Source organism: Salinarimonas chemoclinalis, from assembly GCF_041514305.1.
GTDB classification, from domain to species: domain Bacteria; phylum Pseudomonadota; class Alphaproteobacteria; order Rhizobiales; family Beijerinckiaceae; genus Salinarimonas; species Salinarimonas chemoclinalis.
Map to the genome: position 1 here is coordinate 52,735 of NZ_JBGMWH010000008.1, position 17,705 is coordinate 70,439.

Sequence of the window (17,705 nt, forward strand, 5' to 3'; positions counted from 1 at the left end):
CGGCTCACGGACCGGCGACTTTTTTCCGAGGCGCCGCCCCGCGTGCCGCGCCGGCCTCGGCGAGGCCGGCGACGAACTCGCGTGCGCGGGCGGTGCCGGTGTGCTCGGACAGCACGATGGCGCGCGCCCGCGCCGCGATGGCGTCGCGCCGCATGGCGGGAAGCTCCCCGAGTATCCGCACGACGTCGTCGGTATCGTGCGCGACGAGCATCGCCTCGCCGTCGGGCAGGAGCGTGCCGAGCCCCTCCCAATGATCGCCGACGATGGCGGTGGCGCAGGCGCCCGCCTCGAACAGCCGCACGCTCGGCGACCAGCCGGCCACGATCATGTCCGCCCGCGTCACGTTGAGCGTGAAGCGCTGGCGGGCGTAGAAGGACGGGTGATCCGCCGGCGGCAGGTGCGGGATGCGCGTGACGTTCTCCGGCCAGGCGATGTCGTCGGGATATTGCGGGCCGGCGACGACGAAGCGCTTGCCCGGCAGGCGCCGGGCCGGCTCGATCAGGAGCCGCTCCAGGGAGGGCTGGCGGTCGGGCGAGTAGGTGCCGAGGTAGCCGAGGTCCCATTCGTAGGGCTCGCCGGTCGGGCGGTAGCGCTCGGGCTCCACCGAGCAGTAGAGCGCGCGGGCCGCGCGTGCGCCGAGCTCGCGCTCGAGCCGGTCGACCGTCGGGCCGCCGGTGAAGGAGAAGTAGACGTCGAAGAGCGGGATCTGGCGCGCCTCCAGAGATTGCGTCTCGCCGCGCGCGAGCTGCGCCAGGGTCACCGGCGTATCGATGTCGTAGAAGGCGACGACGCCCCGGGCGAGCTCCAGCACGCGGTCGATCACGGCGCCTCCGTCGGGGACGTAGGAGCCGACGACGACGGCGTCCGCGTCGCGGATCGTCGCGGCGTGGGCCTCGAGGGCGGCGAGGTCCGGATAGAGGTGGAACGCGCAGAAGTCCGGGTCGGGCAGGTCGCGATGGTCCGCGTACCAGGGCACGTCGCGCTCGAGGAATGTGATCCGGTGGCCGAGCCCCGCCGCGCCGCGCAGGAGCGCGCGGAACGTGGTCGCGTGGCCGTTCCCCCAGGACGAGGACAGCGACAGGCCCAGCACGACGATGTCGAGGGCCTTCGTCACGCCGCCGCTCCCGCGCGGCCCTTCGCTCCGGCGAGCGCCCGCAGGATCGCGTCCGCCTCCACTGCACGCCTCGCGTAGGTGTGGTCGCGCAGCGCCCGGTCGAGGGCGCAGCCGCCGATGCGCCGCGCGTCGTCGGGCGTCAGCCGGGCCATGATCTCGGCGACGTCGGCGCCGTCGCGGGCGACGAGGATCTCCTCGCCGGGCGCGAAGAACGCCGCGACGCCCTCCCAATCATCGGTGATCAGGCAGGCGCCGGCCCCCGCCGCCTCGAAGACCCGGGTCGGCGGCGAGAAGCCGACATGGGCCATGCTCTCGCGGGTGACGTTGAGCACGGCCTTGGGCGTGACGTTGAAGGCGTTGTGCTCGCCCTGGCCCACATGGCCTATGGCGCGCACGTTCGGCGTGAGCTGCCACGGCTCCCATCCGGAGCCGCCGAGGAGGAAGGACTTCTTCGGCGCCGCCGCGGCGGGCTCCAGGAAGAAGGTGCGCACGCGGGCCTCGCGGTCGGGCATGCGGTTGCCGAGGAAGGCGAGATCGGCGGAGAAGCGCGGGTTCGGCGTCACCGGGTGGTGGGTGTCGGGGTCCAGCGCGTTGTAGATCGGCCGGCACGCGCGGGCGCCGAAGCCCTCGTAGCGGGTCACCACGGGCTGGCCGCCGCCGTAGGTCATCACCGCGTCGAGGCGCGGCAGCATACGCCGCACCGCGTGGCTCTCGTCGGCCGCCATCTCGGCGAGCGTCGCCGGCGCGTCGACGTCCCAGAACAGCTTCACGGCGTCCGCGCGCGCGGCGTCCATCACCGCCTCGAGCAGCGCGTCGTCCGCGTAGCCGACGCCGCTCGCCTTGACCACGACGTCCGCCTGCGCCGCCCGCGCCGCGGCGCCGCGCAGGCCCTCGGCGCTGGCCTCCCAGACGACCACGCGCGCCCAGTGCGGCTCGTCCATGTCGCGGTGCGCCTGCCGATCGAACGCGTCCGGCTCGTGGAAGGTGATCTCGTGGCCGTGGGCGGCGAGCGCCTTGAGGAGGCCCCGGTAGTAGGTGGCTGCGCCGTTCCAGTAGGACGACAGGAGGCTCGATCCATAGAAGGCGATCTTCACGGCGCGGTCTCCGTCTCGCGGTGGTCGGCGCGCAGATCGGCGAGGATGCCGAGAAGCGCGTCGACGCGGTGGCTGCAGGTGTGGCGGGCGCGGATGGTCTCGAGCCCGGATGCGGCGAGCGCCGCGGCGCGCTCCGGATCGTCGAGGATGCCGCGCAGGGCCGCGCGCATCTCCTCGCCGTTTCGCGCGACGAGGTAGTCCTCGCCCGGGCGGAACAGGCCCTCGGCGTCGTCCCAGGGGGCGCAGACGAGGGGGATGCCGCAGGCGAGCGCCTCGAAGGGGCGGATCGTCGGGATGCCCGGCAGGCTCTCGACGTAGGGCCGGCGCGGGACGTGGACGGTGACGCGGTGGCGGGCGAAGGCCTCCGGGGCGTCCGCGTTGGCGATCCAGCCGCCGTGGGCGATGCCGGCCTCGTCGAGCGCGGCCAGCGCGTGGGGCGGGTAGCGCACGCCGCGCGCCTCGGCCACGAGCCCCAGGTCGCGGACCGGCTCGACCAGGAATTCACGCAGCTGCGCGTCGCGCTCGCCGTCGCCCCAGTTGCCGATCCAGATCAGGTCGCCGGTCTTCTCGACCTCCGGCATCGGCCGGAACAGCCGCGTGTCGGCGGCCTCGTGCCAGACCCGGACCTGCCGTCCCCAGCCGGCGGCGCGGTAGCGCGCCGCGAGCGTCTCCCCGAAGGCGAGCACGCCGTCGTAGTCGGCCAGCGCGAGCCCCGCGATCGCGCTCTGCGCGGAGACCGCGCGGTGGTGCGTGTCGTGGAAGAGGAGCGTGAAGGTTCCCCCCTCGCGTCGCAGCCGGCCGATCTCGGCCACGAGCGCGGGATCGGTCCATTCGTGCACGACGACGACGTCGGCACCCGCGAGCGCCGCGGCGTGGTCGAAATCCTCCTCCCAGAGCTGCTCGTCGAGCTCGGGAAAGTCGCGCGCGAAGCGGTCGAGCGCACGGAAGCCCTGGTCGGCGACGAGGTTCGCCCGGCTCCAGGCGTCGAAGGGTGCGAGCGCGGTGGCCGAATGGCCGCGCGCCACGAGTTCGCGCATGACGCCGCGCAGGAAGTGCGCGTTGCCGTGGTTCCAGTCGGAGGTGAGCGAGTGGGTGTGGAAGACGAAGCGCATCACGCCGTCTCGGCCAGGGAGGAGGAGAGCGGGCGCATCGGGTCGCCGGGCGCGTTCGCCAGGACGTCGGCGTAGACCTCGAGGAGCCGCGCCGCCTGCGCCCGCGGCGCGTAGGCGCCGGCCCGCTCGCGCGCCAGCGCGCCGCGCGCCTCCCGCAGGTCCGGGTCGGCGGCGAGGGCGTCGATCGCCTCGGCGAGCCCGGTGGCGTCGTCGGGCGCGACGAACTCCGCCGCGCCGTCCCACACCTCGCGGAAGGTTGGGATGTCGGAGAGCACGAGCGCGCAACCCGCCTGCGCGGCCTCCAGCACGGCGAGGCCGAAGGGCTCGTAGCGCGCCGGCGAGACGAAGACGCTCGCGCGGGCGAGGGCGGTACGGGTCTCCCGGGCCGAGAGCGTGCCGCGCCCCTCGGCGTGCGCGAACGAGACGCGCTGCCCCCGGGGGCCCTCGGTCGGGCCGATGGCCGAGATCGGCGTCGACGCGCGTGCGGCGGCGGCGTCGAGGACTTGGGCGTTCTTCGCCTCGTCCCACCAGCGTCCGACGGCGCAGGCGCGCACGACGCCCGCCGGGTCGTCGCTGCGGGTGCCGTCGGCCGCGGGAGTCGGGTAGCGCGCGTTGTGCACGACGGCGAGGCCGGGGATCGGGCCGTAGGCGCGCCGCAGCGCGTTCGCGTGGCTGCGGCTCGGCGCGAGCACGCGGTCGGCGCGGGCGAAGCCCTCGTCGACGAGCCGGCGGTTCAGCGCGAAGGCGTCGGGCATCGGCCCGTCGCGCATCGCCTCCCACCAGGTCGCGAGGCAGGAATGCGACATCGCGACCAAGGGCCGGTCGGTCGCGAGACCGCGCGCCTGCGAGGGATAGTTCAGGTGCAGGAGGTCGACGTCGTAGAGTTCGGCGACGCCGTCGAGCACCGCGGGGACGCCCGCGAGCGCGGTCTCGTCGCCGGCGAGCCAGTCGAGCGGATGGTCGAACCACAGCAGCGTCAGGCCCGGCACGCTGCGCGCCTCCTCGCGCTGATCGGCAGCGGGCTCCGGCCCGAAGGCGACGAGCACGGTCTCGACGTGGTGGCCGGCGAGCGCGCGGGCCATGTCGACGGCGTGGCGCCACAGCCCGCCGACGGCGTCGCAGGTGACGAGGATCCGGCGCGGGCCGGGGGGAGTGTCGGGGAGGGGCGCAGGGGTCATGCGCGCACCCCGCAGCAGGCGCTCTCCAGCTCCGGGAGCGGGCGGGGCCGCTCGTCTTGGATGTCGCTGAAGCGATCGAAGGCGGCGAGATAGTGCTCGTGCGCCCGCTCCCAGGCCCGGTCGTCGGGCATCCCCCAGAGATCACGATAGGACGGCGAGGAGGGATAGGGGTAGAGCGGCACGGGGTCGTTCGCCCACACGCCGCGCGAGATCAGGTGCTCGCGCCAATGGGCGACGATCTCCCTGGAATCGGTCGGCGTGCCGATCAGGTTCGCCTGCACGAAGGGCACGTGCGCCCGCGCCTTCACCAGCAGCGCCGCGAGCTCGGGCGTATCCATCCGGCACCGCTTGGCCAGCATGGCGCGGCCCTCCTCGGTGAGGCTCTCGAGCCCCGCCTCGATGGACACGCAGCCCGCCTCGCCGAGGAGCTCGAGCAGGTCGGGCTTCCACAGGTCGATGCGCGTCTGCACGCCGAAGACGACGGGGCGATCGATCAGCGCCTCGAGCAGCGCCTTCTGCGGCAGGAAGATCTCGTCGATGAAATAGAGGTAGCCGACGCCCTGGTCGATGAGCCCATCGATCTCGGCGAGCACGTGCTCGAGCTTCCGGCGGCGGTACTTGTCCCGGTAGTCGATCTTGGCGCAGAAGGCGCACTCGTAGGGGCAGCCGCGGGAGGCCTCGACCTCCGCGCCGAAGCCGACGAAGGGGCCCTCGTCGAAGCGGTGGTGGTGGTGCGGGTGGTTCTCGAGCCACTCCCGCGGCCAGACGAGCGGCGCGTGGTCGACGAAGGGGCTCGCCATCGTCGGCCCGCGCACGACGAGGTCTCCGTCGACGAGGCGCGCGACGCCGTCGACGTGGTCCCACTCGGACGTCGCCGCGAGCGCGACGAGCGTCTCCTCGCACTCGCCGCGCGCGACCGCGTCGACCCCGAGCTTCTCCAGCGTGGGCTTGGGCGTCGCCGAGCCGTGCGGGCCCACTGCGACCGTGCGTCCGCCGCGCCCGTCGAGCGCCGCGAGGAACTCCGCCGGCACGCGCAGCTCCGGCGGGGCGCAGCGCCAGAACAGGTAGGTCGGTGCCGTGGTCACGACCGTCATGTCCGGCCGGAAGTCGGCGACCGCCCCCGCGAGCGCCGCGTTGCCCGCGCGCATCAGCTGGCCGTCGAGCATCGTGACCTCGTGGCCCGCCTCCTCGAGCAGAGCCTTGGAGTAGCCGAGCTCGAGCGGCAGATGCTCGTGGCGGCAGCCGAAATAGATCGAGCCGTCGTAGCTCCAGGCCGGATTGACGAGCGCCACCTTCATGCCGTGAGCCTCCGTTCGGGCGTCTGGCGTGCGGCGCCGGGGGCGCCCTCGCGCAGGAAGTCCTGTGTCTCGAGCCAGCGGGCGAGATCGGCGAGGCCCTCGCGCCAGCCGGTGCGGGCGCGCCAGCCGAGCGCGCGCTCGAGCGCGCGCGTGTCGGCGACGAACCAGAGCTGGTCGCCCCGGCGCCACTCCGCGTGGTCGAGCCGGACGGGGCCGGCGAGGTCCTCGATCGCCTCGATCACCGCGCGCAGGCTCACCGCGTTCTCGGGCCCGCCGCCCAGGTTGAAGGCGCGGCCGCGCACGAGATCGACGTGATCGAGCGCCGCGCGGTAGGCCGCGACCGCGTCGGACACGTGCAGCACGTCGCGCACCTGCTTGCCGTCGCCGAAGATCGTGATCGGCTCGGCCCGCAGCGCGCGGATGAGGAAGTGCGCGACCCAGCCCTGGTCCTCGGTGCCGAACTGACGCGGGCCGTAGACACAGCTCATGCGCATCACCGCGGTGCGCAGCCCGAAACTGCGGGCATAGTCGAGCACGTACTGGTCGGCCACGCCCTTCGAGCAGCCGTAGGGTGTGTGGAAGTCGAGCGGCTGCGTCTCCGGCACGCCGTGCGCCGTGAGATCGGCGTCCGCGGGCGCCCAGCGATCGGCGCCCTCGCGCATCGCGCGCCCCGACAGGTCGCCGTAGACCTTGTTCGTCGAGGCGAAGATCACCGGCGTGTCCGGGTTCGTGCGCCGAACCGCCTCCAGCAGGGTCAGCGTGCCTGTGGCGTTGACGGAGAAGTCCTCCATCGGGTCCGCGAGCGAGGTCGTCACCGCGACCTGCGCGGCGAGATGGACGACGCCCCGCGCCCCCGCGATCGCGTCCTCGAGCGCGGCGGCGTCGCGCACGTCGGCGCGCACGTGGCGCACGCGATCGCCGTGGCACGCCTCCAGCCAGGCGAGGTTGCGCGCGACGCCGGGCCGCGCGAGCGTGTCGACGATGGTGACGCGGCCGCCCGCATCGAGCTCGCTTCGCGCGAGATTCGCCCCGATGAAGCCGGCGCCGCCGACGACGACGAGGGGGGAAGGGTCGGCGCCGCCCGTCACGTCACGAGCCCCCGCGCCTCGAGGTGGCGGCGCATCTCCGCACCGCGATCGGCCGTCTTCTGCGAGGCGACCCATGCGACGAGCGGGCCGAGCGCGGTCTCCAGCCGATGCCGCGGCTGGAAGCCGAGGATCTCGCGCGCCTTCACGATGTCCGCGAAACAGTGGCGAATGTCGCCCGCGCGCGCCCGGCCCAGGATCTCGGGCTCGATCTCGACCCCCATCGCCGCGCCGAGCAGGCGGGCGACGTCGCACACCGTGTAGGCGCGCCCCGAGCCTATGTTGATCACCTCGCCGTTCGCTTCGGGCGTCTCCATGGCGAGGCGGAAGGCGCGGGCGACGTCCTCGACGTGGACGAAGTCGCGCTTCTGCTGCCCGTCCTCGAAGATCGTCGGCGCCTCGCCGACGAGGTAGCGCGCGGCGAAGTTGGCCAGCACGCCGGTATAGGGGTTCGACAGCGCCTGCCCGGGGCCGAAGACGTTGAAGAGCCTCAAGCCGACGCAGTCCATGCCGTAGGCCGGGCAGGCGATCATCACGGCGCGCTCCTGCGCGTACTTGCCGAGCGCGTAGATCGAGGCGAGGTCCACGGGCTTGGTCTCGTCGGTGGCGATCGGGGTCAGCGCCGCGTTGCCGACGACGGGGTCCCAGCGCCCGGCCTCGATGGCGCGCCGATCGCGCCGCGCATCGCCGATGCGCGAGCCGTCGGGCGCCCGGTACCAGCCCTCGCCGTAGACGCTCATGGAGGAGGCGACGACGACGCGCGCCACCGGCTGCTCGATCAGCTCCTGCAGGAGCACCGCGGTGCCGACGTCGTTGGCGCTCGTGTAGCGCTCGATTTCGTACATGGACTGCCCGACGCCCACCTCCGCCGCGAGGTGGAAGACGCCGTCGACGCCCGCGATCGCCCGGTGCACCGCGTCGGCGTCGCGCACGTCGGCTCTGACGAAGTCGCAGCCCTCGGGGACCGGCGGCGCATCATCGTCGCGGATCTCGCCGTGGACCTGCTCGACGAGGCTGTCGAGGAGGCGCACCGCGTGCCCGTGCGCGGTCAGCTCGGCGGCGAGCGCGCGGCCGATGAAGCCCATGCCGCCGGTGATCAGGTAGGTCTTCGCCATGAACGCTCCCCGAGGACCCGCCGCCGTCGGGGGCGGGCGTGGGATGATGAAGATGCTCGGGCGAACGTGTCGCCGGCTCGGCGGTTCCGACCTCGAACGCGCAAATCCGGGCGCCGTTCCTCGGATCGCCGGATCGCGCGGGGAGAACGCCCGAGGGGCCGGTCGGACGCGCGGGCGCGGGCACCGGGAGAGCGCGGGTGCCGACCCGAGGTCGCGATTCGACTCTCTTCCCGGAAGACCCTACATTTTCAGGTGTTCCCGGCTCGCAGCAGGAGGCGACGCCCATGGCGCGCACGCCGCGCACCCCCGCCGATCTGGCCCGGCGCTTCGGCGCGCGGGCGGCGGAGCGCGCCGGCGAGCGCGGGGAGGGCGCCGTGCGCGCAGAGGGCGCGATCGTCTCCCACGGCGACGCCTTCGCCCGGCAGACCTATCGCCTGCCGCGCGATCAGGCGCGCGAGACGGCGCGGGACTGGTTCGCCCGCTACCCGAAGGCCGCCTACATGACCCGGGTCGAGAGCTGGCGCGTGCTCGACGACGGGCTGATCGAGTTCACCATGCGCCGGCTGCCGACGGCGGATTGAGGCCGCGCGCCCTCACCCGGCCTCCAGCGCCGCGAGCAGCCGGGCGAGATCGGCCGGCGGCGGGCTCTCGAACCGCAGGGTCTCGCCCGTGCGCGGATGCGCGAAGCCGAGCACCGCGGCGTGGAGCGCCTGGCGGTCGAGCGCCGCCAGGGCCGCGCGGGCCGCCTCGGAGAGCCGCGCGGCCTTGGTGCGGAAGCCCGCGCCGTAGAGCGCGTCGCCGAGCAGCGGGTGGCCCGCATGCGCCATGTGGACGCGGATCTGGTGCGTGCGGCCGGTCTCCAGCGCGCAGCGCACCCGCGCGGCGACCGGCGTCCCGTCGGCGCCGGCATGGGTCTCCTCGACCTCCCAGTGGGTGATCGCCTCGCGACCCTTCGCGGCGGGGACGACCGCCATCTTCTCGCGGTTGATCGTGCTGCGCCCGATCGGCGCGTCGACCGTCCCGTGGGGCCTCCCCGGCGCGCCCCAGACGAGCGCGACGTACTCGCGCTCGAGCGGACCGGTGCGGCCGTGGTCGGCGAACTGTGCGGCGAGCGCCTTGTGCGCGGCGTCGTTCTTGGCCACGACGAGGAGGCCCGACGTGTCCTTGTCGAGCCGGTGCACGATGCCCGGGCGCCGCACGCCGCCGATGCCGGACAGGCTCTCCCCGCAATGGGCGAGGAGCGCGTTGACGAGCGTGCCGGTCTCGTGGCCCGCGGCGGGATGCACGACGAGGCCGGCGGGCTTGTCGAGGACGACGAGGTCGTCGTCCTCGTGGACGATCGAGAGCGGGATCGCCTCCGGCTCGGGCTGCGCGGGCAGCGGCGGGGGGACGACGAGGGCGAGCGTCGCGCCCTCCGCCACCTTGGCGGAGGCGCTCGCCGCGGGCCGGCCGTCGAGGCTGGCGGCACCGGCGCGGATCAGGTCCTGCACCCGCGCCCGCGAGAGATCGGGAAAGGCGCGCGCGAGCACCCGGTCGAGCCGCTCGGGCGGGCCCTCGTGGGTGTGCGCGCGCCGCTCCTCGCCGGCCGGGGCGCCCCCGCCCGCGACGTCCTCCACGATCTCCCCGTTCTCCACGATCTCGATGTCGTCCTGAACCAAGCGTCCTCGCCTTCCGGACCGGCGGCCCGAGATTTTTCGAAATTTTCGCCGCGGGGGACTTGTGCCGCCCGCGGGGCCTGGATATACGAACGACCTCGCGCCGGCCAGCTCCCTTCGTCTAGTGGCCCAGGACGTCGCCCTCTCACGGCGAAAACAGGGGTTCGAGTCCCCTAGGGAGCGCCACGGCGGCGAGGCGATCCTCCGGATTTCGGCACGAAATCACGTACCGCGAGCGTCGTCACAGCTCTCCCTTCAGGAAGTCCACGAAGGCGCTGACCCGCGGGATCGTCCGCCGGTTCGGCAGAACGAGCGCGGTGAGCGGCTTGGGGTCGTCGTCGTGCTCCCCCGCGAACAGTTCGATCAGGGCGCCCGTCGCCAGGGCCTCCTCGCCGAGGAAGTCGCCCAGCCGGATGATGCCGACGCCTTCGATCGCCATCTGCAGGAGCACGTCGGCGCTGTCGGACGTGACCGGGCCGCTCACGACGACGTCCCGGCGCTCGCCGTTCAGCCGCATGGGCCAGACCGCCTGCTCGGCGAAGCCGGAGAGCAGGAGGCAGGAATGGCGCGTGAGGTCGTCCGGCCGGCTCGGCCGACCGTGGGTCGCGCAATAGCGGGGGCTCGCGGCGATGATCCGCCGCACCGTGCCGAGGCGGACCGCGACGAGGTCGCTGTCGGTCGACGTCCCCACGCGGATCGTGACGTCCATCTGCTCCCGGATGGGGTCGATGCGACGGTCGCAGACCGAGACGTCCACCGTGATGCCCGGATGGGTCTCGAGGAACCGCGGCAGGAGACGCGTGAGCTTGTGGCGCGCGAAGGCGGTGCCGCAATTCACGCGCAGATGCCCGCGCGGCGTGCCGACCGCCAGCGACAGATCGCCCTCGATCGCCTCCTCGAGCGCCATGATCCTGCGGGCGTGAGAGAGGAAGATCTCGCCTTCGGGCGTCAGCGACAGCCTGCGCGTCGTGCGGTGGAGCAGCTTCACGCCGAGCCGCTCCTCCAGGCGGCTGACCAGCTTGGAGACGGCGGACGCGGTGTAGCCGTACTCGTCCGCCACGGCCGCGAAGGAGCCGAGCGCGACGACGCGGACGAACAAGGAGATGCTCGGGACGAGGGACGTCTTCATGGCTGAGCTCTTCCGGCACACGGGTGCGGGCGAATGCGGACTTCAGGTGTGTCGTCGCGCGCCGCACGGGCGTCGACGATCGCCCGCGTGACCTCATAACCAAAAATTGCCGGCTTCGCAGCATCGGCCTCCGGAGGGGGCTCGGGCTCGAGACCCGCATTCCGGCGGGCGCGTCACGAAAGAACGTCCGCGCACGCGCTTTTTCGGTTCCGGTGCCCGCGCGAGGGAGATGCGACTGAGGAGCCGAGATCCCCATGGCACCCGACCGACGCTCGATCGTGTTCCTGATGGCCGTCTTCGCGGCCGGATACCTGCTGTCGTCCCTGCTGCGCGGCATCACCGCCGCGCTCGCACCGTTCTTCGGGCGGGAATTCGGCGTCTCGCCGGCGGAGCTCGGGCTGCTGGCGGGGTCGTACTTCTTCTCCTTCGCACTCCTGCAGCTGCCCATGGGCATGTTCCTCGACCGCTGGGGCGTGCGCGCGGTGATGGTCGGGTCGCTTTCGATCGCGGCGATCTCCTGCCTCGCCTTCGCAGCGGCCCTCTCCTATCCGGGGCTGCTTTGGGCGAGGCTCCTGAGCGGCATCGGGGTGAGCGCCTGCCTCATCGCACCGCTCACCGCGGCTCGCCTCTGGACGCCGGTGCCGATGCAGCAGCGGATCAACTCCTGGATGCTCATGGCGGGCGCCCTCGGTCTCGTGATGGGCACGTTGCCCTCGGAGAGCATCGCCACCGCGTTCGGCTGGCGTCCGCTCTTCGCGGCGCTCGGCGTCCTCTTCGCCGTCGTCGCCGTCGTCATCGCTCTTCGCGCGCCCGGGCACGAGCGATCGGGCGCGGCCGGCTCGGGCGGTCTCCCGGCGAGCTACGGCTCGATCGTGCGCGCCCCGTACACCTGGAAGATCGGTGCGGTGGGCCTCTTCAACTACGCCATCCTGGTGGCGGTCCAGACCCTGTGGATCGGGCCGTGGCTGACGGACGTCGGCGGCGAGACCGTCCGGGGCGCCTCCATCGGCCTCCTGGCGATCAACGGCATCATGCTCGTGGTCTTCCTCGTGATGGGGTATCTGAGCCCCAGGATCATCCGCTCTCCCGACGACGCCGAGGCCCTGCTGCGGCGCTCCATGCCGCTCGGCATCGGCGTGCTGGCGTGGATCGCGCTGCTCGGTCCCGCCGCCCAGTGGGTTCACTTCGCCGCGTTCTGCGTGGCCGCGTGGCCGCTCTCCGTGACGCATCCGCTGGTCGGCCAGCGCTTCGGCCCCGGCGAGGCGGGCAGGGCGCTCGCCTTCTTCAACCTGCTCCTCTTCGTCGGCGTCTTCCTGTGGCAGTGGACGTTCGGGCTGATGGTGACGGCGCTGTCGGGGCCCTACGGGACCGCCGCGGCCTACCAGCTCGCCCTCGCGGCGCTCGCCCTGCTCTCTGTCGTCGGCTATGCGGCCTTCCTCGCGCTCCCGAGCGGCAGGCCCTCGCGCGCCAGCGCACCGACCGCGGCGCGCACGCAGGACGGCACGGCGCCCTGAGCGCCGGTCGCTCCTTCACGGAACGCTTCCCCCCTCCCGCGGCTTGACGGTGGAACCCCGAACCTCGCCGGCTCGTCCCCCGTGGGCGCCGGCCCGGGAGACCCCATGGCTCCGCCACCGCACGGCCCGATCAGCGCGCGGCGCCTCCTCCTCCTCGGCGCGGGGATCGCCCTCCTCGCCGCCGCCTGGATCGGACCGCTGCCGGCGCTCGCCATGACGCGGTTCTGGGCGCACATGACGATGCACCTCGCGGTGGTCGCACTCGCCGCGCCGCTGATCGCCGCGGCGCTCGCGGGAAGCCGCTTCGATCCGGTGGCGCGGGCGCCCGTCCTGTTCGCGCCGCTCCCGGCGGCGTTCCTGGAGTTCGTCGTGATCTGGGGCTGGCACGCACCCGCCGCACACGACGCGGCGCGGATGCGGCCGGAGGTCTTCGTCGTCGAGCAAGCCTCGTTCCTCGGGGTCGGCCTGCTCGTGTGGATGTCCGCGATCGGTGGCGCCCGCGCCGGGCGGCGGGAGCGGGCGCCCGGCGGCGTCGCGGCGCTGCTGCTCACCGCGATGCACATGAGCCTCCTCGGCGCGCTCCTCGCGCTCGCGCCACGCCCGCTCTACGAAGCCTGCCTCGGCCCCGACGATCAGCAGATCGGCGGGGTGATGATGCTGGCCGTGGGCGGCAGCGTGTACCTGATCGGCGCCCTCGTGCTGCTTCCCAGGGTCCTGGACGAGCCCGCACGGCCGTGAGGCCATGCCCGGGGCGGGGGGGCGCCGGGGCGCGCGCCGGTCATGGCTGCGGCGCGCGCCACCCTCTTGCGTCCGCGCCCGGCTCGTCGCAATCACGCATCCTCGAGATCGTCCCCGGAGCCGCCCATGCTCGATCCCGCCGGCATCGCCCGCCGCGACGCCTTCCTCGCCGCCCTCGCCGCGCGGCCGCTCGTGATGGGCATCCTCAACGTCACGCCCGACAGCTTCTCCGACGGCGGCCTGCACGCGGCGCGGGACGCGGCGATCGCCCGCGCCCGGGCCATGGCGGGGGAGGGGGCGGACGCGATCGACGTCGGCGGGGAATCGACGCGGCCGGGCGCGACGCCGATCGATGCGGCGCAGGAGCTCGCCCGCGTCGCCCCCGTGCTCGAGGCGCTCGGGCGCGATCTCGCCGTGCCGCTCTCGATCGACACCTACAAGGCGGACGTCGCGCGCGAGGCGGTGCGACGGGGCGCCGTCATCGTCAACGACGTCTGGGCGCTCGGGCGCGATCCCGCCATGGCGGACGCCGTGGCGGAGACCGGCGCGGCGCTCGTGATCATGCACAACCGCGAGAGCGTCGACCCGGATCTCGACATCCTCGCCGACGTCGAGGCCGTGCTCGGGGCCGCGCTCGAACGCGCCGCGCGGGCCGGCGTGCCGCGCGAGCGCATCCTCGTCGACCCCGGCATCGGCTTCGGCAAGACCGTGGACCAGAACCTCGCCTGCCTGCGGGCCCTGCCGCGACTGCGGGCGCTCGGCCGGCCGGTCCTGCTCGGCGTGTCGCGCAAGTCGATGTTCGGCCGCCTGCTCGGCCGCGCCGTCGACGAGCGGCTGCCGGCGACGCTCGCCACCAACATCGCCGGCGTGCTCGCCGGCGCGGCGGTGATCCGCGTGCACGACGTCGCCCCGCACGTCGACGCGCTCGCCATGCTGCGCGCCACGGGAGCGCCGGCATGACCGACCGCGTCTTCGTCTCGAACCTGTGCCTGTTCGCCCATCACGGCGTCTTCGCCGAGGAGACGCGGCTCGGGCAGCGCTTCTACGTCGACATCGACTGCGGCACCGACGTCGAGGAGGCCGCACGAAGCGACGACCCGGAGGCGACGGTGGACTACGGCGCACTCTGCGCGCTCGCGAGCGAGGTCTCGGCGTCGGGGCCGTTCAAGCTCGTCGAGACGCTGGCCGAGCGCATCGCGGGGCGGGTGCTCGACGCCTTCCCCACCGTGTTCGACGTGCGGGTGCGGGTGCGCAAGCCCGCCGCCCCCATCGCCGCCTCCATCGATCACGCCGGCGTCGAGATCCTGCGCGTGCGCCGCACGCCGATCGCGCTCGCGCTCGGCTCGAACGTCGGCGACAGCCGCGCCACCCTGCGCGCGGCGCTCGCGCGGCTCGGGGCGTCGCCGGGGCTCGCGATCGAGGCGGTCTCGCACGTCTATCGCACGGCGCCCTGGGGGCGGGAGGACCAGCAGGATTTCCTCAACGCCTGCGCCGTCGGCTGGACGAGCCTGCCGCCGCGGACCCTGCTGCGGCTGTGCAAGGCGCTCGAGGTCCAGCTCGGGCGCACGCCGGAGGTGCGCTGGGGGCCGCGGGTCATCGACATCGACGTCCTGCACTACGGCGACCTCGCCATGCGCGGCGCCGAGCTGACGCTGCCCCATCCCGAGCTCTTCGCCCGCCCCTTCGTGCTCGTCCCCCTGGCCGAGATCGCGCCGGACCGGACCATCGCGGGCGTGCGCGTCGCCGACGCGCTCGCCCGGCTCGCGCGCAAGCCGGGGGACGTCGCGCGCCTCGACGGGGAGGATGCGTAGCGGCGGGCCGGCCGCGCCGGCCGCGCCGGCCCGCGGCCTGGGACCTCGATCCGGAAACCTCTCGGCGGCTGCGGGATTACGGGCTCGAGGTGTCGCGCCCGCACCGCGCCACGGTTCGGGCGCGGAGGCGGGGCGCGGAAGCACGCATGCGGGAGGGCGTGGCCATGATGTTCGAGGATCGCACCGACGCCGGGCGCCGCCTGGCGCAGGCGCTCGCGGCGCATGCGGGGGAGGGCACGATCGTGCTCGCCCTGCCGCGGGGCGGCGTCCCCGTGGCGGCCGAGGTGGCGCGTGCGCTCCGGGCGCCGCTCGACCTCGTGATGGTGCGCAAGATCGGCGCGCCCGGCCATCCGGAATACGGCATCGGCGCCGTGGTCGACGGGGCCGAGCCGCAGATCGTCGTCGACGAGGCGGCCGCGCGGCTCGCCGGGGCCGACGACGCCTACCTCGCGGACGCGATGCGCCGCGAACTCGCCGAGATCGAGCGCCGCCGCCGCGCCTACCTCGGCGACCGCCGCCCCCTGGACGTCGCCGGGCGCACGGTCGTCGTCGTCGACGACGGCGCCGCCACGGGCTCCACCGCCAAGGCGGCGCTGCGCGCTCTGAAGAAGGCCGGCGCCGCCCGCCGCATCCTGGCGGTCCCCGTCGCTCCGATCGAGACCGTGGAGGCCCTGCGCACGGAGGCCGACGAGGTCGTGGCGCTGACGACGCCCTACCCCTTCCACGCGGTGGGGCTCTCCTACGAGGACTTCGACCAGACGACGGACGAGGAGGTCGTCGCGGCGCTGGAGGGGGTGCGGGGGTGAGGTGGGTTTCGGCTCACGTCCGGCGCAGCAGGCCGAGATGGTCCAACGCGGCACGCAGGTCGCTCGCGAAGCGGGCGTAGCTGTCCAGCCGGCGCAGGCGCTCCAGGCTCGCCGTCTCGCCGATGCGATCGAGATAGGCCGCAGCGGAGATCGAGCGCCCACGCCTGCGGGTGCCGACCAGCGTGCCGATGGCCGTGTCGAGAGCCTGCTTCGGGTCGGCCAATCGCTCCGCCTCGGTCGGCTCCCGGAAAAGCTCGATCGACGCCGGCCACGCCACGTAGCCGCACGCCTGCGCCAGGGCGTCCGGGTCCGCGAGCGCCCAGGCCTCCATCTCTCGGGAAGGGAGGAGACCGACGAAGCGCGCCCCCGCGAGGCCGCAGGTCGCCTGCGCACGATGCCTGAGATCGGCGACGACGAGGCGCTCGACCGCCGCACGTGCCGTGCGGCTGGAATCGCCGTGGACGATGAAGACGTCGACGTTGTCGGCCAGCGCGCACGCGACGCGCGTGCGATCCTCCACCGAGCGGCCGTCGAGGCTCACGACGGGCTCGCCGATGATCACCGCCTGCGTGCCCTCTCGCGCGATGACGGCGAACGCCTCGCGCGCCAGGAGTCCGAGCAGGAAGCCGAAATCGCTCGGGCCTTCCGCGAACAGCCCCAGCACCACGTAGCGGCTCACGCGGCGTGCTCCGAGCCGCGTCGCAGCACGCGGTCGGCTTCCATGCGCGAAAGCGTCGTCTCGCGGTCCGAAAGCTGCATCTCGGCTTGATCCTTGATGCCGGTTTGCATCCTGGAGCGGCGCGACACGCGACCCGTCGAGGGATCAATCACAGATACGACATCGACGAGCACTAGTTCCCAATCCTCGGTGTTCGCGAGCACGATGGGAGAATGGGTATTCACGATCGTCTGGAAGAGTCGCTCTTCGGTCCCGTCCGACGTGACGTCGGTCGTCGCCTCGCGCAGCAGCTGGACGAGCTGCATGAGGCGCTCCTCGTGGATCCCGTTCTCGGGCTCCTCGAAGAGGAGGACGCTCTTTCGCCTGTGATCGTTCAGGAAGGTCAGCAGCGCCAGGACCCGAAGCGTTCCGTCGGACAGGACGCGGGAGCTGAAGGTGGCTTGATCGCGCATCGAGACGAACAGCCTGTAGCGACCGGCGAACGTGTCCTGCTCGATCGTGATGTCGCGCACGCCGGGGATCAGGAGACCGAGCTGGTTGCGAATGTCGGAGAGGTCCCCGTGCGGACGCTCCGCCGTGCGCGTCTCGCTCTCGATACGAGCCAGGACGCGCGCGAGATTCGATCCGTCCGGCTTGAGCTCGTCCGCGTCGAGCGCGTCGCTCGGCTCCCGTTCCGCGGCGGCCTCGAGCTGCAGGAAGGTCAGGCTCTCCAACTCCCGGCGCAGTGCGAAGAGGTGCGGGAACTCGCTTCCGACGGTGATGCGCGACAGCACGGTCGCGGTCGCGCGCTCCTTCGAGAAGGGGCGCGGGCGCCCTTGGGTCCCATCCTGGTTCGCCTGAAATTTGTCCCCTAGCGTCTCGAGAAACGGGCTCCTGCCGCCGCCGCTCGAGTACAATGCGTGAGCCTTCACGAAGGTCTTCGAGGGCCTCGGGTCTCCTGTTAGCCACTCGTCGTCCTTGCGCATGATCGGCCATGCGCCCTCGCGCCGGACGAACAGGCGCTCGACGCCACCCGGAGCTTCCGTCCTCTTCTCGATCTCGACCTCGTAGCGGAGTCGAGTGTGCTTGAGCAGCCGACGCTCGCCGAACGCGTCGACGATCTCCGGCTCGAGCAGCACCTCCACCGCGAAACGCATGAACGCGGCCGACGTCCCGTCCGCCTCGCGACGGAACAGCTCGCTCGGGTCCCCGCGGACACGTCGCAGCGCCTCCGCGAGGTCGGTCGAGACGAGCTGCGACAAGAACCGCAAGGCGTCGAAGAAATTGGACTTCCCCGACGCGTTCGGCCCCGCGATCACCGTGAACGGCTGCAGGTCGAGCTTGAGGTTCGAGAAGCTCTTGAAGCCGTCGATTTCGATGCGCGTCAGCATGGCCGCA

Annotated in this window: 17 protein-coding genes and 1 tRNA gene; 7 read left to right on the forward strand and 11 right to left on the reverse strand. The window is 73.2% G+C overall.

The genetic code is table 11. The features are described from left to right. Window positions 1-4 precede the first annotated feature (4 nt). From AB9M23_RS13960 to AB9M23_RS13990, 7 genes are read right to left on the reverse strand one after another with little or no spacing between them, the layout of a single operon-like run. A complete protein-coding gene (locus AB9M23_RS13960; protein ID WP_372425163.1) occupies window positions 5-1,114 on the reverse strand; it encodes a CgeB family protein in 1,110 nt (369 codons plus the stop codon). Beyond that, complete coding sequence (locus AB9M23_RS13965; RefSeq protein ID WP_372425164.1) at window positions 1,111-2,208, reverse strand: CgeB family protein; 1,098 nt, start codon at window positions 2,206-2,208, stop codon at window positions 1,111-1,113. The genes AB9M23_RS13960 and AB9M23_RS13965 overlap by 4 nt, the downstream gene beginning before the upstream one ends. Then, window positions 2,205-3,320, reverse strand: a complete 1,116-nt coding sequence (locus tag AB9M23_RS13970; protein WP_372425165.1) for a CgeB family protein — start codon at window positions 3,318-3,320, stop codon at window positions 2,205-2,207. The genes AB9M23_RS13965 and AB9M23_RS13970 overlap by 4 nt, the downstream gene beginning before the upstream one ends. Further along, the gene (locus AB9M23_RS13975; protein ID WP_372425166.1) at window positions 3,320-4,498 is read right to left on the reverse strand and encodes a glycosyltransferase family 4 protein; all 1,179 of its coding nucleotides are present in this window, start codon (window positions 4,496-4,498) and stop codon (window positions 3,320-3,322) included. The genes AB9M23_RS13970 and AB9M23_RS13975 overlap by 1 nt, the downstream gene beginning before the upstream one ends. Next, the gene (locus AB9M23_RS13980) at window positions 4,495-5,796 is read right to left on the reverse strand and encodes a TIGR04295 family B12-binding domain-containing radical SAM protein (protein ID WP_372425167.1); all 1,302 of its coding nucleotides are present in this window, start codon (window positions 5,794-5,796) and stop codon (window positions 4,495-4,497) included. Before AB9M23_RS13980 ends, AB9M23_RS13975 begins: the two co-directional genes overlap by 4 nt. Then, complete coding sequence (locus tag AB9M23_RS13985) at window positions 5,793-6,884, reverse strand: NAD-dependent epimerase/dehydratase family protein (protein WP_372425168.1); 1,092 nt, start codon at window positions 6,882-6,884, stop codon at window positions 5,793-5,795. Before AB9M23_RS13985 ends, AB9M23_RS13980 begins: the two co-directional genes overlap by 4 nt. Then, window positions 6,881-7,996, reverse strand: a complete 1,116-nt coding sequence (locus AB9M23_RS13990) for an NAD-dependent epimerase/dehydratase family protein (RefSeq protein WP_372425169.1) — start codon at window positions 7,994-7,996, stop codon at window positions 6,881-6,883. Before AB9M23_RS13990 ends, AB9M23_RS13985 begins: the two co-directional genes overlap by 4 nt. Before the next feature lie 284 nt (window positions 7,997-8,280). Between AB9M23_RS13990 and AB9M23_RS13995 the strand changes: the two genes are divergently transcribed. Next, window positions 8,281-8,577, forward strand: a complete 297-nt coding sequence (locus tag AB9M23_RS13995) for a hypothetical protein (protein ID WP_372425170.1) — start codon at window positions 8,281-8,283, stop codon at window positions 8,575-8,577. 12 nt (window positions 8,578-8,589) lie between these two features. Here AB9M23_RS13995 and AB9M23_RS14000 read toward each other — a convergent pair whose 3' ends face one another. After that, window positions 8,590-9,633, reverse strand: a complete 1,044-nt coding sequence (locus AB9M23_RS14000; RefSeq protein WP_372425273.1) for an RluA family pseudouridine synthase — start codon at window positions 9,631-9,633, stop codon at window positions 8,590-8,592. A 128-nt stretch (window positions 9,634-9,761) separates the two neighbouring features. Here AB9M23_RS14000 and AB9M23_RS14005 point away from each other — a divergent pair. Beyond that, window positions 9,762-9,837, forward strand: a tRNA-Glu gene (locus AB9M23_RS14005). 55 nt (window positions 9,838-9,892) lie between these two features. Here the strand turns inward: AB9M23_RS14005 and AB9M23_RS14010 are convergent. Further along, entirely contained in the window at window positions 9,893-10,780 is an 888-nt protein-coding gene (locus tag AB9M23_RS14010; RefSeq protein ID WP_372425171.1) for a LysR family transcriptional regulator, read from the reverse strand. Between the two features lie 254 nt (window positions 10,781-11,034). Here AB9M23_RS14010 and AB9M23_RS14015 point away from each other — a divergent pair, with 254 nt between their 5' ends. From AB9M23_RS14015 to AB9M23_RS14035, 5 genes are all read left to right on the forward strand, one after another. Further along, window positions 11,035-12,294, forward strand: coding sequence for an MFS transporter (locus tag AB9M23_RS14015; protein ID WP_372425172.1), 1,260 nt, complete (start codon window positions 11,035-11,037; stop codon window positions 12,292-12,294). Window positions 12,295-12,399: 105 nt separating this feature from the next. Then, window positions 12,400-13,032, forward strand: a complete 633-nt coding sequence (locus tag AB9M23_RS14020; RefSeq protein WP_372425173.1) for a cytochrome c oxidase assembly protein — start codon at window positions 12,400-12,402, stop codon at window positions 13,030-13,032. A gap of 126 nt (window positions 13,033-13,158) precedes the next feature. Then, complete coding sequence (folP, locus tag AB9M23_RS14025) at window positions 13,159-13,992, forward strand: dihydropteroate synthase (protein ID WP_372425174.1); 834 nt, start codon at window positions 13,159-13,161, stop codon at window positions 13,990-13,992. Continuing rightward, window positions 13,989-14,843, forward strand: a complete 855-nt coding sequence (gene folK, locus AB9M23_RS14030; protein WP_372425175.1) for a 2-amino-4-hydroxy-6-hydroxymethyldihydropteridine diphosphokinase — start codon at window positions 13,989-13,991, stop codon at window positions 14,841-14,843. Before folP ends, folK begins: the two co-directional genes overlap by 4 nt. 164 nt (window positions 14,844-15,007) lie before the next feature. After that, window positions 15,008-15,649, forward strand: a complete 642-nt coding sequence (locus AB9M23_RS14035; protein ID WP_372425177.1) for a phosphoribosyltransferase — start codon at window positions 15,008-15,010, stop codon at window positions 15,647-15,649. 13 nt (window positions 15,650-15,662) lie between these two features. On the opposite strand, the gene AB9M23_RS14040 is transcribed toward AB9M23_RS14035, so the two are convergent. Further along, the gene (locus AB9M23_RS14040) at window positions 15,663-16,328 is read right to left on the reverse strand and encodes a hypothetical protein (RefSeq protein ID WP_372425178.1); all 666 of its coding nucleotides are present in this window, start codon (window positions 16,326-16,328) and stop codon (window positions 15,663-15,665) included. Next, a complete protein-coding gene (locus AB9M23_RS14045) occupies window positions 16,325-17,698 on the reverse strand; it encodes an AAA family ATPase (protein ID WP_372425179.1) in 1,374 nt (457 codons plus the stop codon). Before AB9M23_RS14045 ends, AB9M23_RS14040 begins: the two co-directional genes overlap by 4 nt. Between the last annotated feature and the right edge of the window lie 7 nt (window positions 17,699-17,705).